The organism is Photobacterium nomapromontoriensis (assembly GCF_050336815.1).
Lineage (GTDB): Bacteria > Pseudomonadota > Gammaproteobacteria > Enterobacterales > Vibrionaceae > Photobacterium > Photobacterium nomapromontoriensis.
Genome location: NZ_JAKJSL010000031.1, coordinates 1 through 15,546, shown reverse-complemented (window position 1 = coordinate 15,546; position 15,546 = coordinate 1). Strand labels below are relative to the sequence as shown.

The 15,546-nt window shown below is 42.3% G+C and carries 19 protein-coding genes; 13 read left to right on the top strand and 6 right to left on the bottom strand.

Translation table 11 applies throughout. The annotated features are described in order from the left end of the window. The first annotated feature begins 8 nt into the window (after window positions 1-8). Window positions 9-701 carry a DUF4336 domain-containing protein gene (locus L4D12_RS13365; protein WP_428448347.1) on the top strand — a complete coding sequence of 231 codons (693 nt, stop codon included), beginning with the start codon at window positions 9-11 and terminating at the stop codon, window positions 699-701. A gap of 11 nt (window positions 702-712) precedes the next feature. Here L4D12_RS13365 and L4D12_RS13360 read toward each other — a convergent pair whose 3' ends face one another. Together L4D12_RS13360 and L4D12_RS13355 are read right to left on the bottom strand one after the other, a co-directional pair. Continuing rightward, complete coding sequence (locus L4D12_RS13360) at window positions 713-1,219, bottom strand: hypothetical protein (RefSeq protein ID WP_428448346.1); 507 nt, start codon at window positions 1,217-1,219, stop codon at window positions 713-715. 51 nt (window positions 1,220-1,270) lie between these two features. Further along, window positions 1,271-1,873: a glutathione S-transferase family protein gene (locus tag L4D12_RS13355; protein WP_428448345.1), complete on the bottom strand. Its 603-nt coding sequence runs from the start codon at window positions 1,871-1,873 to the stop codon at window positions 1,271-1,273. Window positions 1,874-1,978: 105 nt separating this feature from the next. Between L4D12_RS13355 and L4D12_RS13350 the strand changes: the two genes are divergently transcribed. After that, the gene (locus L4D12_RS13350; protein WP_428448344.1) at window positions 1,979-2,533 is read left to right on the top strand and encodes a TetR family transcriptional regulator; all 555 of its coding nucleotides are present in this window, start codon (window positions 1,979-1,981) and stop codon (window positions 2,531-2,533) included. A 134-nt stretch (window positions 2,534-2,667) separates the two neighbouring features. On the opposite strand, the gene rhtB is transcribed toward L4D12_RS13350, so the two are convergent. Beyond that, window positions 2,668-3,285, bottom strand: coding sequence for a homoserine/homoserine lactone efflux protein (gene rhtB, locus L4D12_RS13345; protein WP_428448343.1), 618 nt, complete (start codon window positions 3,283-3,285; stop codon window positions 2,668-2,670). A gap of 696 nt (window positions 3,286-3,981) precedes the next feature. Beyond that, entirely contained in the window at window positions 3,982-7,599 is a 3,618-nt protein-coding gene (locus L4D12_RS13340) for a hypothetical protein (protein WP_428448342.1), read from the bottom strand. Between the two features lie 155 nt (window positions 7,600-7,754). Here L4D12_RS13340 and L4D12_RS13335 point away from each other — a divergent pair, with 155 nt between their 5' ends. The 8 genes from L4D12_RS13335 (at window position 7,755) to L4D12_RS13300 (ending at window position 10,677) form a co-directional block, all read left to right on the top strand. Continuing rightward, window positions 7,755-7,919, top strand: coding sequence for a hypothetical protein (locus L4D12_RS13335; protein ID WP_428448341.1), 165 nt, complete (start codon window positions 7,755-7,757; stop codon window positions 7,917-7,919). Next, a complete protein-coding gene (locus L4D12_RS13330) occupies window positions 7,885-8,055 on the top strand; it encodes a hypothetical protein (RefSeq protein ID WP_428448340.1) in 171 nt (56 codons plus the stop codon). The genes L4D12_RS13335 and L4D12_RS13330 overlap by 35 nt, the downstream gene beginning before the upstream one ends. Next, window positions 8,048-8,176 (top strand): hypothetical protein, encoded by a 129-nt coding sequence (locus tag L4D12_RS13325; protein WP_428448339.1) that lies wholly within the window; start codon window positions 8,048-8,050, stop codon window positions 8,174-8,176. The genes L4D12_RS13330 and L4D12_RS13325 overlap by 8 nt, the downstream gene beginning before the upstream one ends. Window positions 8,177-8,882: 706 nt before the next feature. Beyond that, window positions 8,883-9,260 (top strand): hypothetical protein, encoded by a 378-nt coding sequence (locus L4D12_RS13320; protein ID WP_428448338.1) that lies wholly within the window; start codon window positions 8,883-8,885, stop codon window positions 9,258-9,260. Window positions 9,261-9,530: 270 nt separating this feature from the next. Further along, window positions 9,531-9,695, top strand: coding sequence for a hypothetical protein (locus tag L4D12_RS13315; protein ID WP_428448337.1), 165 nt, complete (start codon window positions 9,531-9,533; stop codon window positions 9,693-9,695). Then, complete coding sequence (locus L4D12_RS13310) at window positions 9,629-9,838, top strand: Mor transcription activator family protein (protein ID WP_428448336.1); 210 nt, start codon at window positions 9,629-9,631, stop codon at window positions 9,836-9,838. Before L4D12_RS13315 ends, L4D12_RS13310 begins: the two co-directional genes overlap by 67 nt. Window positions 9,839-9,970: 132 nt before the next feature. Then, window positions 9,971-10,228 carry a hypothetical protein gene (locus tag L4D12_RS13305; RefSeq protein WP_428448335.1) on the top strand — a complete coding sequence of 86 codons (258 nt, stop codon included), beginning with the start codon at window positions 9,971-9,973 and terminating at the stop codon, window positions 10,226-10,228. Window positions 10,229-10,386: 158 nt separating this feature from the next. Then, entirely contained in the window at window positions 10,387-10,677 is a 291-nt protein-coding gene (locus L4D12_RS13300) for a hypothetical protein (RefSeq protein ID WP_428448334.1), read from the top strand. A 301-nt stretch (window positions 10,678-10,978) separates the two neighbouring features. Here L4D12_RS13300 and L4D12_RS13295 read toward each other — a convergent pair whose 3' ends face one another. Next, on the bottom strand, window positions 10,979-11,818 hold the full coding sequence (locus tag L4D12_RS13295; RefSeq protein WP_428448333.1) for a S24 family peptidase: 840 nt from the start codon (window positions 11,816-11,818) through the stop codon (window positions 10,979-10,981). 182 nt (window positions 11,819-12,000) lie between these two features. Here L4D12_RS13295 and L4D12_RS13290 point away from each other — a divergent pair, with 182 nt between their 5' ends. From L4D12_RS13290 to L4D12_RS13280, 3 genes are all read left to right on the top strand, one after another. Further along, window positions 12,001-12,486 carry a helix-turn-helix domain-containing protein gene (locus L4D12_RS13290; protein ID WP_428448332.1) on the top strand — a complete coding sequence of 162 codons (486 nt, stop codon included), beginning with the start codon at window positions 12,001-12,003 and terminating at the stop codon, window positions 12,484-12,486. A gap of 71 nt (window positions 12,487-12,557) precedes the next feature. Beyond that, entirely contained in the window at window positions 12,558-13,082 is a 525-nt protein-coding gene (locus tag L4D12_RS13285; protein WP_428448331.1) for a hypothetical protein, read from the top strand. Between the two features lie 519 nt (window positions 13,083-13,601). Next, complete coding sequence (locus L4D12_RS13280) at window positions 13,602-15,254, top strand: type VI secretion system PAAR protein (RefSeq protein ID WP_428448330.1); 1,653 nt, start codon at window positions 13,602-13,604, stop codon at window positions 15,252-15,254. A gap of 3 nt (window positions 15,255-15,257) precedes the next feature. On the opposite strand, the gene L4D12_RS13275 is transcribed toward L4D12_RS13280, so the two are convergent. Then, window positions 15,258-15,546, bottom strand: a 289-nt coding sequence (locus tag L4D12_RS13275; protein ID WP_428448329.1) for an integrase core domain-containing protein, incomplete at its 5' end; no start/stop codon positions are given.

Here is a 15,546-nt window from a genome sequence, read left to right as displayed (position 1 = left end):
GATGATAGATGATTGAAGTAGGCCACAACCTGTGGGTATTTGATGGTACGTCTGTGACATTTTTGACCTTGCCATTCTCTACCCGTATGACCGTCATTAAACTTTCTGATTCGACATTATGGGTTCATAGCCCAATTGAACTCACCGATAAATTGAAGTCACAAGTTAACTCATTAGGGGAGGTAAAATACGTAATTGCCCCGAATCATCTCCATCACCTGTTCTTAAAAGCGTGGCAAGATGCCTACCCAGAAGCAAAAACATATGGCACGAGTGAAGTGATTAAAAAGCGTGATGACCTCCGATTTGACGGGACACTGGCCTCTGGTAGTGAGTATCCCTGGATGTCTGATATCAGTCAGTTTTTATTCACCGGCTCACCGTTGATGGAGGAATGTGTATTCTTTCATCATGAGTCACGCTCGTTAATCGTGACAGATTTAATCGAAAATTTCCCGCCTTCTGACTTTACCCGCACTCAGCGATTATTAGCCAAGTTCACCGGTATTTTATCGCCTAATGGAAAAACACCGATAGATTGGCGAATGAGTTTTATGTTTCATAAGCGCGAAGCCAGAGAGCATTATAGCCAAATGGTTGAATGGCAACCGACACGCATTATTATGGCGCACGGTGAGATTGTGAACGCTGATGCATTGACGTTTCTACGGAAATCTTTTGGCTGGCTAAAAATCAAATAAGCGGCAAGTGATCACTCACCATTCAAAATATCATCGATAAATGCTCTTTTAGATAACGAGCTGCAAACTGCTCCGAGACGCATAGCGGCATCAATACTGGCAGCACTTTCATTTACAGCTAACAAGCTATTTACGTGAGAACGAAAACAGACATGACCGCCATTCATTAAAGAGACAACAACGCATGCATAATGATAAGCCGTTTCATTGGCGATATTCAGTGCTTGTAATGGACGGAAGTGAAGCGCATCTAAAGAACCTCCCGCCTCAATGTTGACAAATTGTCGTGCAATGAAATAAGGATTGGTGACACCCATCCTTGAGATGGCAGACTCAATAGCCATTAGCGCTTCAGAATTTGGCCGTGGGATATATTTAGCAATATGTTCCACGACATTTTTACTTTGTGAGTTGAGTGCTGCTGCCCATGCCGCGTAAATTAAATTGTCATTATTTAATTCTTTTGGTTGTGTTAATAGCGATGTCAGAAGCGCTATTTGGTCATTGATTACCATCATAATATTACCCGTTATATGATTTTTAATGTGATGTTTATGAATCCAATAAGACTAAAGAAATGTTGGTTCAATGAATCCTTCTAAGGATCTTACTCGATTAAGCCATTGTTCGATGTTTTTATAGTTGTCTAAATGAAAAGAGGCTTCATGGATATAGAGTATCGTTGATGCGGCAGCAATATCAGCGATTGTCGGATCATCACTGGTTAAAAAATGTTTATTTTCTAATTGTGTATTTAAGATAGTTAATACATCAGTAGTGATTTCTCTACATTGCGATAATGATTCTGTTGGCAACATTTTAAACGCGTTAATTAATCGTGCTTTTTCAATTCCCTCATATAACTCATTACTTACTAAAGATAGCAATGTATCTATTTGCGCCGCTGTCGCAATATCACTTTCTGGATACCAGTGTGTATTGTCAGCTTTGCGTGCCAAGTAGCGCAAAATAGCGATGGAATCGGTCACAATCAGATGATCGTCAGCCATAGCCGGAATTTTACCTAATGGATTGATCGCCAAGAAAGTCGCTGATTTTTGTTCATTTTTACTCAGATCTACCAAGATTTCTTCGAAATCAAAGCCAAGTAGTGATGCGGCTAATCGTGCGCGATAGCTCGGTAATGAGTATGGAAAGCTGTATATTTTCATTTTACTGTCTCTTTTATACAGGTCTGTGTAATTCATTATAAGGTGTGCTTTGGGGAAAACAAGCTTTTTACACAGACCTGTGTATAATTGGCGTTGGCGCAATTAATGAGATTAGGGCAAATGACTAAGCGAGAGAAATTGATAGCGGGCTTTCTTGAGCTTGCACAAAAAGAGGGGATCACGCTTACGGGGGTAGATACGATTGCTGACTATACTGAAATATCGAAAAAGACTATTTACAATAACTTTGGCAGTAAAGAAGGCCTGGTACTTGAGGCATTAACGTCATTTAGTCATCGAATTCAACAAGCATGGGCTAAGGAATGGGATGATATTGCCGATAAAAAAGATCTGATACTTGCTCGGTTTACTGAGCTAGAAATGTTGATAAAAAGTCAGCAATTTTACGGGTGTATTTTTATGTCTGCTTGCCGAGAATTTGCAGATGAACAGCATCCGCTACATCAATTAGCCGTTAAGCATAAGCAAGCTTCCTACATCGAAACCCAAAAAAGGCTAACAGCTTTGGGGGCAGAAAACACTCAGTTAGCCTTACATATAGAGTTGCTTTATGAAGGACTCATCGTCAAATTAGTTGCTCATAAAGATCTGAAGTTAATCGCTGATACCAAAGACATTGTGCGTAATCTTCTGCGATAGGGCGGGCATAGCACTTTGGCTACCTGTCATTTTTCGTCTAAAACCTCGCTCTCTATTTTAAAGCGAGGTTTGTGTTGCCGTCATGTTCAGATTCTTATTGGTGTTAGTGTTCACCAACCTGTAAAGCATTGTGGCTAGGCCTTAGCTACTGCGAGTAGAGCGCCACAGCTGATAAACATTGAACCAAAAATACGGTTAAGCTTCTTTAATATCCGAGGTGATCGGATGTAACGGGACAGTTTGGCTGCCAAGATGACGTACATTAGCATTATGCATGTATCAACAACGATAGTGGTTATACCCATCTGGATGATCTGCAGCTTTTGTGAACCAGTAGGATCAATAAACTGTGGCAGCAATGCGGCAAAGAAGATCACTGTTTTGGGGTTAGTCAGGTTTACCACAATAGCCTTCCTGAACAGCTTCCACTCAGAGGTATCTAATGGTGACCCAACAGAGCTTATGGCTGCATTTTCCTGAAATTTTTGGATGCCTAGCCAGATCAGGTAAATCACACCTACCCACTTTATTACCGTAAATGCGATAGCGGACTGTGAAACAAGTGCGCCAACTCCCGTGCCAATGAGGGCAATATAGAATGCAAGGCCAAGTTGTAGTCCCATGATGGAAATCGCTGATTTGCGAAAACCATATACCACCCCATTGTTAATTGAATTAATTGTACCAGAACCTGGTATCAGGCTATATATAACGGTCGCACTGAAATATGCGACCCAGATTTCAATATTCACTAGCAGTGCCCAAACTAAAAACAGAGTAAAAGACGTGGTTTTGTAAACCCAAACGGGTGAAACATATCCAAAATTGCACGGTTCAATCGTGATATAGATCACGATTGTGGTTAATTATCATACAAATTATATCAAGAGGGTATTAACGAGATCGCAGGTATCCTTGACGGTTTCTTGATGGAGAGCCAACACGTTTAATCGTGGAAGAGCAGAATGTACTTAATGATGTACAATAAACAGTTTTTGGCCGACTATTATCGTGGTGTATACACAATGGGTTTAAGTCGAGTGGGGCATTAGAAAAAATGCTACGCTGCATTAGCAATTCATTTTGTGTGAGAATGTAATTATCCTCAATAATTTGATTTTTATGTATTTCTGATTCTAATTGCTTTAATTGTCCCTGTGAAAGGTCAGGGAGCAAAGAAAGCAGTACTTTAAAGTGCTTTTGATTCATTTGAAATTACCACAATCATCAACCCTTCATAGCACTTAGTATCATCTTTTTTGTCTTGTATAACAATGGGATATATATAGATACCGCCCTGGTGTTCGCCAGTCATTATGGTGTCACTTTTGTGTTCGACATGGCATATTTTGTACCAGATGTATTGGTTGTTGAGTGAGAGCCCTCAACAGAGGGCTAAATATGCCCCTGACTAAGCCAAGGGCGTTTAAAAGAAAGCAGCTGTATTATTAAGAGAAACAGTTGGCGATAGCTATTTTGACCAATCGTGATTTATCTTTTGTCAGCGGCTCCATCAGCTCAGCGGCATCACTGGCCTGACTTAAGATCTTCGGTAACAGTCTTCGTTGACCTGCGTGCAGATAAGACAATGTTTGTGCGAAGCTGCCGTGATTGTTGTGTGAATGGCTACCGCGTGCGTGGCTTTGAATAAATTCACAACATGCTTCAAATCGTGAATGCTTTATGCAGAACCGTGTAATGTGTGCCGGATTAATATCGATTTCAACTAACCAATTGAGCAGAAAGTGCATTGCCTCCTCTGAGGTTTCATTATCATGATTATTTTCACGCTCACGTTCAAAGTAGGTATTGAAATCTATTTCTCCTTGCGCCAACTGATGGTGCAACCAACAGTTTTGATAGTTCTCTTCCAGCACCTTAAATCCGCAGTAATTATGGTTTAACAGAAGTTTGACAAGCCTGTCTCGGCGCGGTTTATCGAGTACCCAGATGAACTGATGAGTGCTATACAGACGGTACTCACCAGCGCTTGGTCGGAAGTTATCCGTCGCGATGTGCGCTGCATACAGTGTTGCAATGGCGTCGTAATCTACTTTATCGTCTAGATAAGCCAGTGTTTGTTCAACCAAATACTCGATACGAGCAGAGGTATCTTGCAATTGAGTGATACGGGCTAGTAGTGCTTTGCTCTCTACCTCTTCAGCAAAAATCAGCAACGTACCACGAGGTAGCCCGCGCTCGTAATTTTCTAGCGGCACGTTTTGATCGGCCATTAAAATATTATGCTGTTCACCACGTTGTTGTAGCACGGTGCAATTTAGCCAGCTCATGCCATCTATATGACAAGGTTTGTCGTGTACGGTATCTTGATCCGCAACGATAGGCTTGCAGAGCTGAGTGGGTACATCATCACCTTCGCCAATGTAGAGGCAGGATTCGCCGTACTCATACGCTAGCGGATCCTCCCATGATCGAATATTCAACTGAATTAAAATGTGAAGAACACGTTTTAGATCATGCGCTAGATCTGAGGGAATATCAGGATATTTAAGCGATGCGTGATGCAAAAACTCGATTCTGGTTTCCTCATTAATGTATTTCAACCCTTCGTGCATTGCTTGCGCTTTTTTACGATCTAGGCTGCCAAACATACTGGTAGCGGTACTGGTGATCTCGCTATAGACATCAATCCAATGCTGGTAACGCTCAGTATCGTTGAACTGACAGCTCATTTCATAAGCGCTGAGTATGCCAGCATCGATCCCTGCTTTTTCTAGCTGTTCCTGTACGTTGATATCATCGAGTACATTGTTGAATGTAATGTTGTATGGATTGTCAGAGTGCGCTCGCATGATATTGCGCGCAACGCGTACTGGAGCAAGGGTGATAAGAAATTGCCACAACCGATCGGCTTGAATACGCAGTGGTAATGGCAGCTGTCGTAACCAGAAGGCAACTAATGTAAAGCGTTGGAAGTCTTCGTTGAAATCATTAAATAGCTTGTAGCTCGGCTGGTATTCGCTGAACTTGTTTACGTAGAGCTCGCCACGGCAGATATTGTCTCGAAACAAGTGAGGTTCCAATAAGGCCAACAGGCTGGCTTGATCATCTTCAGGTTTATCAGCGGTGAAATACTCTCTGATCCGCACGATATCAGTGTCACTTAACCCTGTATTGTCCGAGCTGCTGGCATTACTCTGAGTGCGGGACTCAGTCAGTATTTGTGATACCGCCATATTCCATACATTGTGCTCATTTAGGTAGTTGAACAATGCTTCGGTGACGTTATCGCCAATGCGCTGATTAAAATCGTTATAAAGTTGGTAACTGGCCAGTGCCAAAAAGCCCATATCGGGTTGTGACCAATATTTCGGATGGCATAATTCACGAGAAGAGCGCAGCACGCTATCAACCCGTTGAAAGTACTTACTGTAGAGAATTTCATCTGGATCAGTAAAGATATCGAAAATAGAGTGCACGTCACGGGTTAGCGCTGGGTCGAGTGGATCTGCTCCAGCTTCTGTGTTTGTTTCTGCTCCAGAGACGGGGAGCTGGCTATAACGACGATAGTAATCTTGGCGTGACAGGAGTGGTTCATCTTCTTCTGTCAGTGACGCCATCATATATTCGCTGAACTCATGTTTACCTAGCGCACGGTAAAAGACATCAACAACACGAAGATACTGTTGTCTGCGGGCTTCAAGCAGCGTTATATCGTTATCGCGAGTGACGGTGAGTGTAGTGATGAGACCGTTATCGAGTTCAATCGTGGATTCTTCACCAAAATGGTCGGTGGTTAAATCACCACGCACCAAGTCTAGTACCCCCTCAAGCTCGTCTAGAATGCCTCGGTTGTTATAATCCCAACTGCTGAGGTGATCATTCATTTGAGCATACATGATAGGCGCATGCTCTTTGGCAAGAGGCAATAACTCAATCTCTTCAAGAGCTTCTAGTGCATCTAGCTCGGTGCCATTTTCGATATAGCGCCATAAGCGCTCGCCCTGCGGCAGCGCAAGAATTAACGGTTTGAGAACCTCGGAGCCATAGTTGAGATCGTAGCGGTGTTCGTCACGCTCGAGATAGGCTTTATAGCTTGCACGCTTTTCTAGGGCGCTTTCGGCCGTTTTTACTAATGCTCCGGTAACTTGGCTTTGAATAAGTTGCTGAAGATCATAGGCTTCATTTTCCAAAGTACTGCCCATAAACGGCTGCTGCATAAAGGCATCCTGCATTTCCTCGTCATCAAAATGACGGCAGCGAGGAAACAGCGTGTCATATAGCCAGACAACAGGATTGTGGCGACTTAGATCTTCTTCATCATACTCGTCAATGCTGTATAGCAGCACGGGTTCAGCTTGAAAACGCTCGACAACCATCTGTTTGAAGCGGGTGTATTGGCTTGGATTTTCCGTGAGGTAACCGCCTAAAGGCTGATAGGTGGCGCTGTTATCATAGGGATCATCCATAAACATCCCTAAACGAAAACTCGGGTTATCGCACCAGATAAAGGCTTTTAGTACTTCAGGATGCCAGCCGTATTCCACTAAAAATGCCGCGAGATAGCTTTCATACTCATTGGCGTGTTCGTCGTCCCAATAAGGGACGAAAAACTGCGCGACGAGGTAAGCGTATTGCAGATCGGTTTTTGCCAGCATATACACGGCTTCGATACCAAATACGCGCATATCGTCAAGCCACATGCTATCGGTATCATTCGCGCGGCGACTGTAGGTAACGATGGCTTTGGCGGTTTCAACAACGGTTTCTTTAATTTCAGGGTACTGTAGCGCGGCTGCGAACAGAATTACCTCAGAGATATAGGTTTCCGTCTCATCGGTAATTTCGTGGTCGTAATAATGCGATCCGCCTTCTTGGCCTTTATCGAGAGCGGATTTGAGCAGCTCAAGGTTTGTTCCCGCATCGCTGGGTTGTAAACGGCGCAGTTCGCCCGAGGCACTTTGTTTAAACTCTACATCAAAGAGCTGGTTATTGCAGACTTGGTTATTGTTTAGCAGGGTTTGATATTGGATGAGTGCGTTTTTGATTTGTTGTGGTTCTTGAATATCGAGGGTGATGATTTTATTTTTATCAAATTGGTTCATAAGGCGATATTTGCTGAGGGAATAACTTTAAATACAATAACTTAAATTCACCTTTGGTAAAAGGGGATATTGGGCGGTGAACCTGCGAGCAGTTCTCTATTATTACACGATTCGAGCATGCCATACTGGCGAAGCGGCTGGCAGTTTGGATAACCATGGCCGGGCATGGCATCGTCCGTGACAGTTCCGAAGCGGCGCTTGATAAGTACGTGTGCCGGATGACCAGCAGGCGGTCAGCAAGGCGTCGAACATATTGGCTGGTTGTATTCAAACCAGGCTTACACGGTGTTGGAATCACTCAAGAACTGGCACAAACGTGAGTTGGCCGACCGGATGAAAGAAGTTGGTCACTGTATACCACTCAATCGCAATGGTACGGGGGTAGCAGGGTATCAGGCGGTGGTGGATGAGTATGAATTTATGCTGAAGCAGCAAAAGGTGGTGGAGGATGAATGAACCACTGGCAATTGCAGCGAAAGCGCCGGACTATGTGATTACGTTGATTGCAGACATGCTGGGCGGTGATTACCCAGATAATCAGGTTCTGCTAGGAACTGTCTTTGATGGGAAAGGCTGAAATCCCTACCTTACTGCCAATATTGAGTTGGCTGAACTGCATAGAGATATATTCTAATCTAGGAAAGAAACAGGAAATTTTAAATATTGGATAAACAGGTTGTGACTGTGATTCCAATAGTATTAATGATGTTTCTGACAGTATTTGTTTGTCGTATATCGTTATGTGCTATTGCTGAAATTATAGGGTAGGAGGAGCAAGATGGTAAAGAAAAGGGTGCATGGAGAAAACACGACATCTGGTTTAAACATTGTAGTGTTAGGTATTCATAGCAATGTAGCAGGAGATAATGTCAATCTCACAGGAGGTCATGCATTACAGATAATGGTGTTACGACCTCTTATGGCCTGTGGCCTGATGATCACCCAAGAACAATCGATAATGGGTATGAAACAGATATTCGAATTGGAATGGAGGGCACCAAGTTCCCTAGAGCTAGTCGTTTTTATAAGTTAAATGGATCTCAGATTGTTAAGTTAAATCGGGCGCTAAAGAAGCGTGTAGCTTGGCGTTATACCAATACTTGTGCTTCATGGGCTTCTGAAGTTTTGAATGATGTCGTAGGGGTTGATATTGATGCTGATGACTTTGTAGGGTTTGAGACTCCAAGAGAGTTAGGTAAGCACATTCTGGTGCTTGAAAAAAATTCCCCGACCTCAAAGATAGCACCTACGGTAGCGGTAAGAGCGTCTAGTTGGTGATTGATATGAAAAATCTTGTTTTGTTTTTGTTGGTGCTTTTGGTTGCTGGTTGCGTAGGAGATGGTGAGATGATGCGTTATGAAATTACAGATATTACAGATGTTACCTATACCACTGATGGTAAAGGATTGACCTTGTCTTATACCTTACCATTGGAGACTTTATATTATTCGCCGGGTGTAGATGTTAGCGATAGTGCAGACGGTACTTTGCTGATAATTAGAAAGTGCAGCATCAATAATAAATGTGAAGTCGATATACAATCAGAACATGCAGAGGCGAGTAGAGAAGTTTTAGTTTTGGATACACAGGAAGATCCATCGAGGATATATGTGAATCAAATTCAACCAAGTAATAGCTTAGCCGCATTAACAAAAAAGTAATGATGGCATTGATTTTGTTCCTCTTAAGTGCTGTTAGCTTAATCATCGATAAGCATCAGTCATTCACTGAGGGTGTTTTTTTAGATTAGAAGTGGCTAACAGTTAAAGGGAACATATCTTAAAGAACGGCAAGTTCAACAATAGCTCATTTATCATAACATCCGTAAAACGCCTCCCGGCGATTTTTTTTCGCCTTAGCGGAAATGTTGGATTGACTTAGCGATCCCCGCCTTGTTCAATAATACGATTCGTAGAAATTGAGGATGGGGCATGGAACAGCAGCAGGAGATCTTCAAAACCGAAGCGGCAGAGCTTGAGCTGTTGATTAACAGCGTGTCTGAAATTGCCGATGATAACGTGCGTCAGCGTTGGCCATCGCCTTTGGCCATTACTTTGGTGGCCGTGACATCTATATTCCCACTGGCACCAAATTAAAATCCGCCCTGCGTAACATCTCAATCTGGCGCGAATACAACGGCCGCAATATCGAACAGCTGGCGAATCATCATAAGCTGACCGAACAGCAAATCACTGAAATCATCCGCGAACAACGACAGGCAGAAGTGAAGCGCAGGTAGAGTAGTTTGTTTTAAATTGAAATAGCCAACATATTGATATCTTAGTGAATAGTGGTAATTCACCAAGTGACTTGAAAATATGATGTAACACCGCTAACTTATGAGTCTTGGTTTTTATTATGGAGGCATCGAATGAAAAGTAAAGCATACGATGAAGGGGCTAATTCCGTAGGGGTATACAGTAACCCTTATAGCCTAAATACTGCTGAATTTAATGATTATGAACGTGGTTGGGTTCAAAAAATAAAGAGTGGGCCAAATCATTGTTTTGGTTCGAAGCCTCATAAAAGACTGAGCATGAAAGATAAATACGGCCCCAAAAGAACGTTATCTTATGACTTTGATAGTGTTGATCAGACAAGTGGTTACGCGAAGGCTAAGAGTCGGTAGCGACTATTTCCATTCGATTTGCAATGATTCGTAAAAGATATGTTATAAGATTTCATGCATGTTTTTTTGTTAAACACTTTCCTTCTTTTACGTTATAACAACAAAGTGCCTCCAGAGAAGTTGTTCTCGTCATTAACATGTAATCAATGGAGAACACTATGAATATATCTTCACAAATGCAGGCTCGCTTTTTATCTGTTGTTAGTGGCAATTCAAAAGGTAAGTGCATGCGGACAATATTGAATCAGTATGGGCTACCTCAGGTTGTAGCAATTGAATTGATCAAAGCAATACAGAATCAAATTGTAGGCATGAAGATGCAAGAGCGAATCAACACATTAGCTAGCAGACAATCACAAGCTTTATTTATACTTGGCGCATTAGATAGCCATAATAACGTCCATTCAGTTACAGCAGATATGTTTACAATTGCTCTGGAGTATGGGTAATCAAATAAACCGATGATTTAGAAATCCTGGCTCCCTTCTAACCCACTAACCTTCACAACCCCCATAACATCCCTGTAATCAATCAATTTACAGGTGTAACCGACCACTAAGAATGACAAATATGGGAATAGGTGGGAATGAGCAGGATCTCGTGGGCGAGGCCTTGAGATTAAAGGGATTGTGGCTTGGGCAGTTCTAAAACTGAGAAATCACCAGAAATGGCAAAGAGTGTGTTTTTGTTAGAGAGAAATCGGGCGAAATGACAATTCGCCCAGTTTGACAAAAGCACATGATGAAGCGTTTAAAGATCCGTTGAACGTTGAACAACACGGCCGATAATGCAAAGTTGATCTAGCTGGTCTGTTGAAACTTCTATCGGTGAATATTCTTCATTATCACTGATTAATCGCAGTGAACCATCAAAGCTCTTTTGAATACGCTTGGCGTAAAGCTCATCACCTAAACGGACAACGAAGATCTTCCCATCAAGTGGTTTATTGGCGCTAAGGTCAACCAAGAGTGAATCGTTGTCTTTTATCGTAGGCTCCATTGAATCGCCCTTGGCAAAAATCACGGCCAGCTTATTCGGGTCCAATTTACGATACTGAATGTATTTACGTCTGAATGCTAAGTAGCGCTTCACGGGAGCATCGATAGCTGACGTACCATGCCCTGTAGATACTTGGATATGGTAACCAGGGACTAAAACAAACTCTTCATTAATCGCGTCGTTGGCTTCATTCATTTCTGGTTGCGCCCCGTCATCGCAATAGGCACACACAGAAAACAAATTATCCACGTTAATATTTTTAAAGATATGTTCTTTGGGCGTGTAGTGATCGAGATTAATAGAGCTAGGTTCTACTAACTTAGGACCGTTTCCCGTTGCTAGCCACTCAAGTCGCACACCTTTGTAATCAGCAATCGCCACCAACTTATCGAAAGTGGGTTTAGAGTTGTTTGGTGGAAGGTACTTTCTTAAACCACTATCAGTGATTCCCACCTTTTCGCCAAAGCTGCGGATCGATTCATTCCCAATGAGCTCTTTTAGACGAGCTGAGAAGTGTGCGATTCCTTCTTTATCAAAGGCACTTGGTGTGTTTTTCTCTGCTTGAGTGAGCTTTTTTATTTTATCCCTCAAAAATCAGCGTGTTAACCAAATATTCCTGAGAAGTAAGAAACGAAGAAAAACACATCAGCTGTGTCTTTTATTACATTTGTTTCAAACAAAAGTGCGGCAGGGTTTAATAAATTGTAATTTCTCGTCTTATTGTTGTAATAAGAAACTTGCTCATAGGCATGATATTACCACGGAGGGATTAAATGGAAATAGAAACAGCTTATCAGCTGCAAGGTGCTTTAAGAGCAAAGGCTTGGACTGTAAGGAGTTGGGCGATAGCTCACGGTTATAATCCAAGAACTGTACTTCATTGCATTAGCACTTTTGCACCCCATCAACACTGTCTTCCCAAAAGACGCTTATCAAAAGCCATCATGGCAGATCTGTCTATAGCGTTATCTGTTTCGTTGATGCGTGCTCGTTTACAAATGCATATATATGGACTTGGTATTAATGATCCATTAAATGGTGTTTGGCTTCCTAGGTCAAAAGCCTATGAAGGCCATTTCACTACACCTAAAGCTCCTCCACACTCACGCATTCATCGTTACAATTATGAGATGTGGGTAGGTCAGTTAGCTCAAGTTCGCGACAAAAAGCTCTTTGTTGATCGGTTAAGAATTATTAAAATGAAGCTTAATCATGGGACTCATCCTGATAAAATACTCGAGAAAAAAGATCCGACCTAGAGACCTGAATAATGATGGTGTATCGGCTTAAAAATGACAGAGATTCATACCAATTGTTTAAGGCCGATATCATGGACCTTTGTCTGTCACTATCAAAGGATGGATTAGATTCTCAGATGCTATCTTTCCTGATGGAGTTGCCCAGTACGGAAGAAAGCCTCAAGCCCTATTGGACTAAAATTAACTATTATTTTGAAGCAGATGTACCCCGTGTAACAAGGATCCCGGATATCATCGTGTGGATGGATTGTTTGATGCTTTTTAGTCAAAAGGCATTTGATGTCTTCTCACCATTGTTGAATAACATTGGTGAGTTTTTGCTAATTACTATTAATGAACAGCCATTTTATGTTCTTAACGTTCAAACATTTGGTAAAGAAGATACATCAGCTACTGTTCGAGAATATTATGAAGGACTTGAAGGGGATTTGACACATTTAAGCTTTATAGATGCTGATGTTAAAAATAAACTAATATTTAAAAACAAACAGTATAACGGCGGAATACTGTTTGCTAATGAAATGTTTAAGTCACTTTGTGAGAAACATAATTTTTGCGGACTTCGATTTGATGATAATTTAATAAATCCGTTTTAATAATATTAGTCGTCGTAAGTAATTTAGCCATATTAGGATGAGTTCCACAAGCCTTAGAGTTCGGCACCAACTCAGAATACGGCGCAATCCACCACTTCGGTGGTAGCCACCTCTCTCAAGGAACAGCGCGCCCACAAAACGCCGCCATTCCCGCCCTTGGTTAGGTGTCTCGCAAGATGACATCAGCGAGGTCTATGACATCCTCGGTTGATTTCCTGATGGATAAGTAAATACCCTGTAATCGACGCTAAGCGGGCAGCGCCTGACGAGGTACAACGGCTTAGGCGAAAACGAGTTAAACACCGTAGAAGGGATTTAAACGGGGTGTGGAGTGGGATGAGGTGATTAGTCGCCACTCCGATATTTGGTGAATAAATCGTACCTATCTCACTAAATAAATTAGAAACGGGTGAAAGTTCAAAAATTAGATGAGAAATAACTCGGCGAAAAGGTTGAAGCCACTACCATATATTTTCTGGCGTGCTCATTATTCCCATAAATATCTTAGGGGTTAATGGAGTGGGGAAAAAAGCAGCAAGGTTAGGTGACCAAGGATCGGGGCATGATGGTTTTCCACCGACGATTATAATCTCTGGTTCTTCTAATGTTTTTATTGAGGGTAAGCCAGCCGCCAGAGTTGGAGATACGTTGATCCCACACGCTAAACCTAAGAATCCGCCTCATCCGCGATCAGTAGCTCAAGGTTCATCATCAGTATTTATAAATGGAAGACCTGCTGTATTCGACGGCTGTGACATTAGTTGTGGCGGTGTCATTATTGGAGGTTCTGGGACCGTATTCATCGGTGATAAAGGAATCGATGCGTCAGGGGCTGCTGAGGTTGAGCCTAAACCAGAATCGAACACCACTCAAAAAAGCACAGCCGTTCCGCCAATCACTGAGCATGTTAATGCGAGCGGAGTGACATTCAAAGATGCCTATATGTCAGCTCTTAACCATGGAGCTGCTTTTGACCCATCAGAATTTCATCCACTTAGTGAAGAGATGGCTTGCAATGCTCCGAATAAAAAAGTTTTTGCAAAATCGTGTACGCGCCCTTCTGGCGATGTTGAGGCGAATTCAGAAATAGAACCTGTCCGTAATTTTGGTCCATTATCGTTTTTTTTCGGTTCAGCGCATGCTGCAGTTTTACCTCCGCCATCTGTAGTAGCAGTTGAAGCGCTAACAGTACAAGCAGGTAGCGCGGGTGTAGCGGCCGAGGCTGCGGCTCAGTCACAGAATAACCAACATGGTAATGCACAGGCAGCGGCTAATAAGCAGTTATCTATCGCATTGACAAAGGCAGTGGGTAATTTCAGTGATAGCGTGCTGGATGCGCAACAAGCCACTGTCTCTTTTGCGGAAGACGTTAGTGATTTTATCATGATGCTATTTCGACCTGATAACTATGGCGATGACACAAACTTGTCAGGCGATGAGTTAATAGAAATGGGTTTGGCTCCTTCACGCATTAGAATCAGTATTGAAGATGCAACAGGCGGCCAACAATTCCCAGTCGTCAAAGCTTTCCATTCGAACAATGCTTATATCCCAGTTAAAAAAGTTGATTACGATGAACTCGGGAATTTTAGTGTCATGTTGGGTGAAGGAACAAATGGCCCAACAATCACATGGACGCCAGATAAAAGTGATGAAAATGGGCCTCAATTAACACCGCCGCATCATGATGGGTATGATTGCCCTCATATATACACAACGCCAATACCAGACGATGATATTAATGAGATAGAAGTCTATCCAATGCCTGAAGAGCGGAATTGGCAGGATTATATACTTGTATTCCCCAGTGATTCTGGCGTTGAACCACTATATGTGGTTTTTAAAGCGGAGGATCGTTACAAGCGAGGAAAAGTAACAGGTGAAGGAAAGGATGTAACTTGGACGGATGGTTATTGGTTAGGATTTGATTCAAATACCGCTAATGGTCAATACATTCCTACTCAAGTGGCTGATAAACTAAAAGGGAGAGAATTCCAAAATTTTGATGAATTTAGGGAAGCTTTTGGGATGGCTGTTTCTGAATGTCCTGATTTGATGAATCAATTTGGACGAAGGAATCAACGTTTGTTAAAAGATGGGAAAGCACCTGTTACTGGTGAAGATTATCATTGGGAAAGTTTAATCAGATACACATTGCATCATGTAATGTAGTGGTCAACTAAAATTGGCCACGGTTTTAGAGTTTTCCCAATATAATCGTTCAGACTCATTAGGAGTTAGACCACCGTTATACTGATGTGGCCTGAGTTGGCAGTAATATCCAATGATGTAGCGAGTGATCTCTTGTTGAGCCTCAGCAAAGCTACGATAACCCACCGTTGGCACCCATTCCGTTTTCAGACTTCTAAAGAAGCGCTCCATCGGTGCATTATCCCAACAGTTTCCTCTGCGAGATAAACTCTGTTTTATTTGAAAACGCCACAGTAATTGGCGGTATTTACGA

What these genes read in the sequence shown, in the direction of transcription:
- L4D12_RS13365 (WP_428448347.1), top strand. Translation starts at nt 9, where the DNA reads ATGATTGAAGTAGGCCACAACCTGTGGGTATTTGATGGTACGTCTGTG.
- L4D12_RS13360 (WP_428448346.1), bottom strand. Translation starts at nt 1,219, where the DNA reads ATGATGGTAATCAATGACCAAATAGCGCTTCTGACATCGCTATTAACA.
- L4D12_RS13355 (WP_428448345.1), bottom strand. Translation starts at nt 1,873, where the DNA reads ATGAAAATATACAGCTTTCCATACTCATTACCGAGCTATCGCGCACGA.
- L4D12_RS13350 (WP_428448344.1), top strand. Translation starts at nt 1,979, where the DNA reads ATGAGATTAGGGCAAATGACTAAGCGAGAGAAATTGATAGCGGGCTTT.
- L4D12_RS13340 (WP_428448342.1), bottom strand. Translation starts at nt 7,599, where the DNA reads ATGAACCAATTTGATAAAAATAAAATCATCACCCTCGATATTCAAGAA.
- L4D12_RS13335 (WP_428448341.1), top strand. Translation starts at nt 7,755, where the DNA reads ATGGCCGGGCATGGCATCGTCCGTGACAGTTCCGAAGCGGCGCTTGAT.
- L4D12_RS13325 (WP_428448339.1), top strand. Translation starts at nt 8,048, where the DNA reads ATGAATGAACCACTGGCAATTGCAGCGAAAGCGCCGGACTATGTGATT.
- L4D12_RS13320 (WP_428448338.1), top strand. Translation starts at nt 8,883, where the DNA reads ATGAAAAATCTTGTTTTGTTTTTGTTGGTGCTTTTGGTTGCTGGTTGC.
- L4D12_RS13315 (WP_428448337.1), top strand. Translation starts at nt 9,531, where the DNA reads ATGGAACAGCAGCAGGAGATCTTCAAAACCGAAGCGGCAGAGCTTGAG.
- L4D12_RS13305 (WP_428448335.1), top strand. Translation starts at nt 9,971, where the DNA reads ATGAAAAGTAAAGCATACGATGAAGGGGCTAATTCCGTAGGGGTATAC.
- L4D12_RS13300 (WP_428448334.1), top strand. Translation starts at nt 10,387, where the DNA reads ATGAATATATCTTCACAAATGCAGGCTCGCTTTTTATCTGTTGTTAGT.
- L4D12_RS13290 (WP_428448332.1), top strand. Translation starts at nt 12,001, where the DNA reads ATGGAAATAGAAACAGCTTATCAGCTGCAAGGTGCTTTAAGAGCAAAG.
- L4D12_RS13285 (WP_428448331.1), top strand. Translation starts at nt 12,558, where the DNA reads ATGGACCTTTGTCTGTCACTATCAAAGGATGGATTAGATTCTCAGATG.